Below are 5315 nucleotides of genomic sequence, written 5' to 3'. Positions count from 1 at the left end.
GGTGGCCCGGCGGTCTCGATGCCACTGCGCGAGCGTGGCCCGGTAGACCAGCGTCCCGCCGCGGGTGCCGGCGTTACCCCGCAGCTCCCGCGACATCGTCGACGCAGGCCGACCCAGGCCCCGCGCGATCTGGCGGATGCTGTCCCCGCGGGCACGACCCAGGGCGATCTCCTCCCGCTCAGCGAACGACAGATACCGCCCCGACGGGGCGGGGAAGTCCGAAGGGGGCATCCCGCCACAGTTGCGGAACCACCGGGTCCCGACGGCCGGCGACACGCCGGCCGCGACACCGGCGTCCTCGCTGCTCAGTCCCCGCGCGATCGCCGCCCAGAACCGCTGCTGATGCTCCCGGCGCGCCACCGGCGGCCGCCCCGGCGAGCACATCCCCGCCCGTCCCGTGACCGTCTCGGTCCAATCCGCCGGCCGTCCCATTTCCACACCTCCGGATCGAGGTGTTGCGACGACCAGTTGAATCCGCCCAATACACGTCTTTCACGCTCGCCGAGCACCTGGACCGAGCCGGCATCGCGGCCTCCATCGGCACGGTCGGCGACGCACTGGACAACGCACTGATGGAATCGACCATCGGCCTGTACAAGACAGAACTGATCAAACCGCGGCGGCCCTGGCGAACTCTGCCCGAGGTCGAGTTGGCCACCGCCGAATGGGCGGACTGGTACAACCACCGACGCCTACATGGTGAGATAGGCCACATCCCACCAGTCGAATACGAAGCTAACTACTACCTGACAGCCCAGAAACCCCAGGTCACAGTCACAACCTAGAGCCTCCAACCTTCCCGGGGCGGTTCAGTCCGCTCCGCCATCTCCATGCCCGCCAGGGCGTTCTCGTTAGGCGTTATGCCATCTGTACGGTCTGGTTCATCAGGGGCTGCGGTAAGACCGGAAGATCATCTTGTCGGATGTCGCCATCCGTTGATCACGAGTATGTCCCCCGCGCAGCCTGCCGACTGAGATCGCCGCCTACGTATGGGGCCGCTGGATGGTCGACTACAGGTTCATCGACTGCGAGGCGTGACGTCTTGTGAGGATGTTCCGAGGGTTCGGGCCGGGGGTCGAATCTGACGATCAGGCGATCCGCCTCACAGGCTACATCGGGACCGTCGCCGCTCTCCGTCGCTCAACGAGCCTGCTTACCACCATCCTCGGACTGAAGGGCCTGACCTGACCAGCGCAAACGACTTCGCGGTTCACCCTGACCGGCCGCCACTCCCACTCCTGCTCCTGTCAACTGTTCGGGAACCCCCTGGCGCGGCCTTCGTCAGACATGTAACCTTCAAATGAAAGAGACATTCATTTGATCGGGAGGTGTTGGATGTCGCCTGTGCGCCGCGGGTGGTTGGAGTTAGGAGTGCTCGGCGTGTCCATGCTGGTCACGGGGCTGACGGGGAAGATCCTCAAGGTCATGTCGGCAGTGCTGCCGGAGATCTTGCACGCCACTGAGACCGATCTTCGGCGGCTCTCGGCCACGTGTCTGTTCCTCTTCGCTGCGATGATGCTCTCGACCGGTCGGACCGGAGAGTGGCTCGGACGCACGCGAGCCGCGGGTGAGCCGCTGTCCGCCGGGCCCTCCCCTGTACGCGACCGAGGTTGCTGTCATGACGGCGTTCGTGACACCGACGAGCCCCGGCGTGGCCTTCATAGTGTTGCCGTGCTTCCGCGCCGTGCAGGACACTGGAACCCTCGGCGCACGGAAGGCGGCCGCGGCCAGTCTGAGTGCTCCGGCTGCTTCTCGGTCGCGTCCGCCTGATGTGCGGACCGCCAAAATCCCGAAGATTCCACGAATTCGACGGGGGTCTCTATTTCCTGTAGCGCTGGGCGTCTGCTCTTTTTGTGTAACCACCTCGCGGGCGAACAAATTTGCGAACCTTTCTTCTGGTCGAGTGATTGATGTAGCGAATTGCGGCCTATTGGGGGGTGTGTCATGCATGTTTCGCACGGTGACCGAGAACTGGTGACGCTGAAAAAAATGCTGGGTTCGTGCCTGGGCCGAAAGGGCGGTGTCCTCCTGGTAGAAGGTACGGTAGCCAGTGGAAAAACGGAGTTGCTGAGGAAGGTGTCGAACGATGCCGTCGAGGGTGGTGCCATCGTTCTCTCGGCGGTCGCCGTGCAAACCGAGAAGGAAATTCCTTTCGGTGTCATAGACCAATTGACACACAATGTCTCGGTAGCGTTCGACGAGGTCGCCGAACTGCAGGAGATCATCGAGGACGGGGGTGGCGTCGCCGCGTCCCCCGGGGCCGACCCCGAACGAGTCGACCCGGAGCGCGGCCGGGTCCTCGCCAAACTTCACGCGGCCATGATGCGACTCTCGGAACAGGGCCCCCTGGTGATCACGGTGGACGATCTGCACCACGCGGATCGGATATCACTCCAGTTCTTATCCTACCTGGCTCGTCGAATCGTCAACAAGCGTGTACTGCTGGCGCTCGGTGTTCTGCCCGGCGCAGTGCCTGCTCTCCCGCTTTTCCTGATGGAGATGTCGTCTCAGACGAACTGCCGGCGGGTGATGCTGGAGCCGTTGTCCGTCCGCCAGATCGGCGAAATCCTCCGCGAATCTGCGGGACGTGCCGATGCGGCCTGCCTGGCACCGCTCTACCAAGAACTCGGCGGCGGAAACCCGCTGCTCGTCAATGCGCTGGTGGCCGACCGCCTGGGAGCCGCAGACGGACTGCGCGCGGCGGGCGGGCTGGCGAACTACCGCCGTGCGGTGCTCACCTGCCTCCAACGCATGGACCGGACATCGGTCGAGGTGGCGCAGGCGCTCTCCGTGCTGGAGACGACGGGGTCCCAGCACCTGATCGGCCGACTACTGCGGTTCGACAGCGGGCTGGTCCGCCGCTCGGAACATATCCTGGTCCGCAGTGGCCTCCTCGGAGGACAGGGCTACCGCCATTGCGAGGCGCGGGCGGTTGCGCTCGAGAGCCTGGCGTCCGAGCGGCGCGCGGAGCTCCATACCGAGACTGCCCGGCTGCTGTTCCAGGATGGTGCCGGGGTGGCCGACGTGGGCGCGCATCTGCTCGCAGCCGACAGCGCCAAGGATCCGTGGGCGGTCCCGCTGCTGATCGAGGCCGCGGAGCAGCAGCTACAGACAGACCGGATGGACCGGGCCACCGCGTTCGTCAGACTTGCCCAGCGAGAGGCCGCGACCGAGGAGCAGCATGCCGAGGTCACCCTGATGCTGGCCCGGACGGAGTGGCGGCTCAACCCTGCGGCGGTGGCCCGTCACCTCGGTCCGCGCTCCGGTTTCCCCTCCGAACCGGCGCTGCAGCCCCGGCAAGCGGTTCAAATGATCAGGGGGCTGCTTGGGCAGGGGCTGCTGGAGCAGACCACGGAAGCGCTGCGCTGGGTCGGCGAGTCGGGGTTCGATGCCCAGCACGCCGACTCCGAGGAGTGGAACGCCTTCAAGACCTGGCTGCTGTGTACCTACCCGCCGCTGGCCTTCCAGCTGCCGAGTGTCCCGGAACAGGCCGGCCGAAACGGCCAGTCCGGGCGCCCCCTGCCAGTCGGCGATCTGGCCAGGTCGGCCCACCTGCTCGGCTTGGTGCTCCGCGGTGACCTAGCGGACGCAGGCCTGGATCTCGCCGAGGAGCGGCTCCGGAGGCTGCGGCTGAGCGAGAGCACGTTCGAGGCACTGGGCATCACCCTGAGGGCGCTCGTTTACGCCGACCAGTACGACCTGGCGTCCGGCTGGGGCGAGGCGCTGTTCAAGGAGGCGAACGACCGAAATGAGCCCGCGTGGCTTGCCCTCTTCTCGACAATCATGTCCGAGGTGGCGATTGGCCAGGGCGAGCTGACGGCGGCGGCCGATTATGCCTGCACCGCCATGACCTGCCGGTCGGAGCAGAACAGCTCGACGGTGTCGGGGATCTCCCGGTCCATGCTCATGTTGGCGCTGGTCGAGTCCGGCGACCTCGAGGGCGCGGGTCGCTTGCTCCCCCAGCTGGCATCGGACACAGCGGCTCACGGACTCGAGGGTCTGTACTTTCTCCATGCCCGGGGCCATTACCACCTGGCGAATCAGCAGCCCCATACAGCGTTGCGGGACTTCGAGTCCTGCGGGCAGCGCATGTCGGCCTGGGGGCTGGATTCGGCTTCCTTCATTCCCTGGCGTACTGACCGGGCGCAGGCCCTGATCGCCCTCCACCGATATGGGGAGGCCCGGGAATCGGCCGCAGACCAGCTCGCCGGGCTCGACCCCATCCAGCGTCGCACCCGGGCGATAACCCTGCGCGTCCTGGCGGAGGCCGTGGAACTCAAGCAGCGCCGGGCGCTTCTGGAGGAGGCGTTGTGCGTCATGACGGAGGCGTCAGACCACGTCGAATTGGCCAGGATTCGCGGTCTGCTCGGCCGCACCCACCAGGTGCTGGGCGACGCCGCCACCGCCAGGAGGCTTCTGGATCAGGCCCGCGAGACCGCCTGCGGCTGCGGTGCCGATCGGCTGCTGCCCTCTCTGGGCACGGACAACGACGCCCACACCATGCCCTGCAGCGAGACCCGGAGTATCACCGATTTGAGTGCGGCCGAGCAGCGTGTCGCTCTCCTGGTCGGCAAGGGCCGCACCAATAGTGAGGCCGCGAGCGAACTATACATCACCGTCAGTACCGTCGAGCAGCACCTAACCCGGATCTACCGGAAGCTCGGCATCAAACAACGCAGCGACCTGCGCGCCCGGCTTGTCGGAAGCCACACCTGAGGAAGATCGCCACTGTACCTGGGCATTCTCGATCCTGCCGGCGGTGCCGGTGTACTGCTGCTGGACCCCGACCATGCGCTGGCCTTTCTTCAGATCGTCGGTCTCGCCCACCACCAGTACGCCGTCGATGTCGCCGAGGCGCTCGACGGCATAACGGCGTAGGTCGCCCCGCGGGCGCCGTCAGTGTCCCGGACCGCGCGCACAGCGGCCGCTGCATCCCGTGAGGGATGTATCAGGCCCAGCAGTTCTGATGTGCCCCGTTTAATCCGGACAGTCGCTATTAAGCTGGTTTACGCTGCGGGCTGCTTTTCAGGTACTCGTCGTGGACCTGTCGTGGGGTTCGATAGTCGAGTCCCGAGTGGCGGCGTGTCGTATTGTAGCGGAGTTCTATGTATCGGGTGATGTCGCGGCGGGCGTGTTCGCGGGTGGGGTAGACGGTGCGATGGACTCGTTCGTTCTTGAGGGTCGCGAAGAATGACTCGGCCATCGAATTGTCGTAGCAGATTCCGGTCCGGCCGACAGAATGGCGGATCCCGAGCTTCTTCAAGGTAGCAGCGAACTGGGCAGATGTGTAGTTACCGAACTCAACCGGTCGTCGC

Annotated in this window: 4 protein-coding genes and 1 pseudogene; 2 read left to right on the top strand and 3 right to left on the bottom strand. The window is 65.8% G+C overall.

Going from position 1 to position 5315, the window contains the following annotated elements:
* Positions 1–432 (bottom strand): helix-turn-helix domain-containing protein (locus tag E0504_RS49330; protein WP_131628050.1); only part of this gene is annotated, 432 nt, incomplete at its 3' end.
* Between the two features lie 20 nt (positions 433–452).
* Between E0504_RS49330 and E0504_RS49325 the strand changes: the two genes are divergently transcribed.
* Together E0504_RS49325 and E0504_RS49320 are read left to right on the top strand one after the other, a co-directional pair.
* Positions 453–785 carry an integrase core domain-containing protein gene (locus E0504_RS49325; protein WP_165938886.1) on the top strand — a complete coding sequence of 111 codons (333 nt, stop codon included), beginning with the start codon at positions 453–455 and terminating at the stop codon, positions 783–785.
* Positions 786–1944: 1159 nt separating this feature from the next.
* Positions 1945–4716, top strand: coding sequence for a LuxR family transcriptional regulator (locus E0504_RS49320; protein ID WP_131628046.1), 2772 nt, complete (start codon positions 1945–1947; stop codon positions 4714–4716).
* Between the two features lie 15 nt (positions 4717–4731).
* On the opposite strand, the pseudogene E0504_RS53285 reads toward E0504_RS49320, so the two are convergent.
* Together E0504_RS53285 and E0504_RS49310 are read right to left on the bottom strand one after the other, a co-directional pair.
* Positions 4732–4869 (bottom strand): annotated as a pseudogene (locus tag E0504_RS53285) (IS701 family transposase); the annotation flags it as partial.
* A 127-nt stretch (positions 4870–4996) separates the two neighbouring features.
* A partial coding sequence (locus E0504_RS49310; RefSeq protein ID WP_165938885.1) for an integrase core domain-containing protein occupies positions 4997–5315 on the bottom strand: 319 nt, incomplete at its 5' end.

The organism is Parafrankia sp. BMG5.11, from assembly GCF_004337455.1.
Note: the sequence above shows the minus strand (reverse complement) of the source record. Positions and strands in the feature narration are given on the sequence as shown.

Excerpts from the sequence above, each read along its gene's own strand:
- E0504_RS49320 (WP_131628046.1), top strand. The coding sequence starts at position 1,945 with ATGCATGTTTCGCACGGTGACCGAGAACTGGTGACGCTGAAAAAAATG.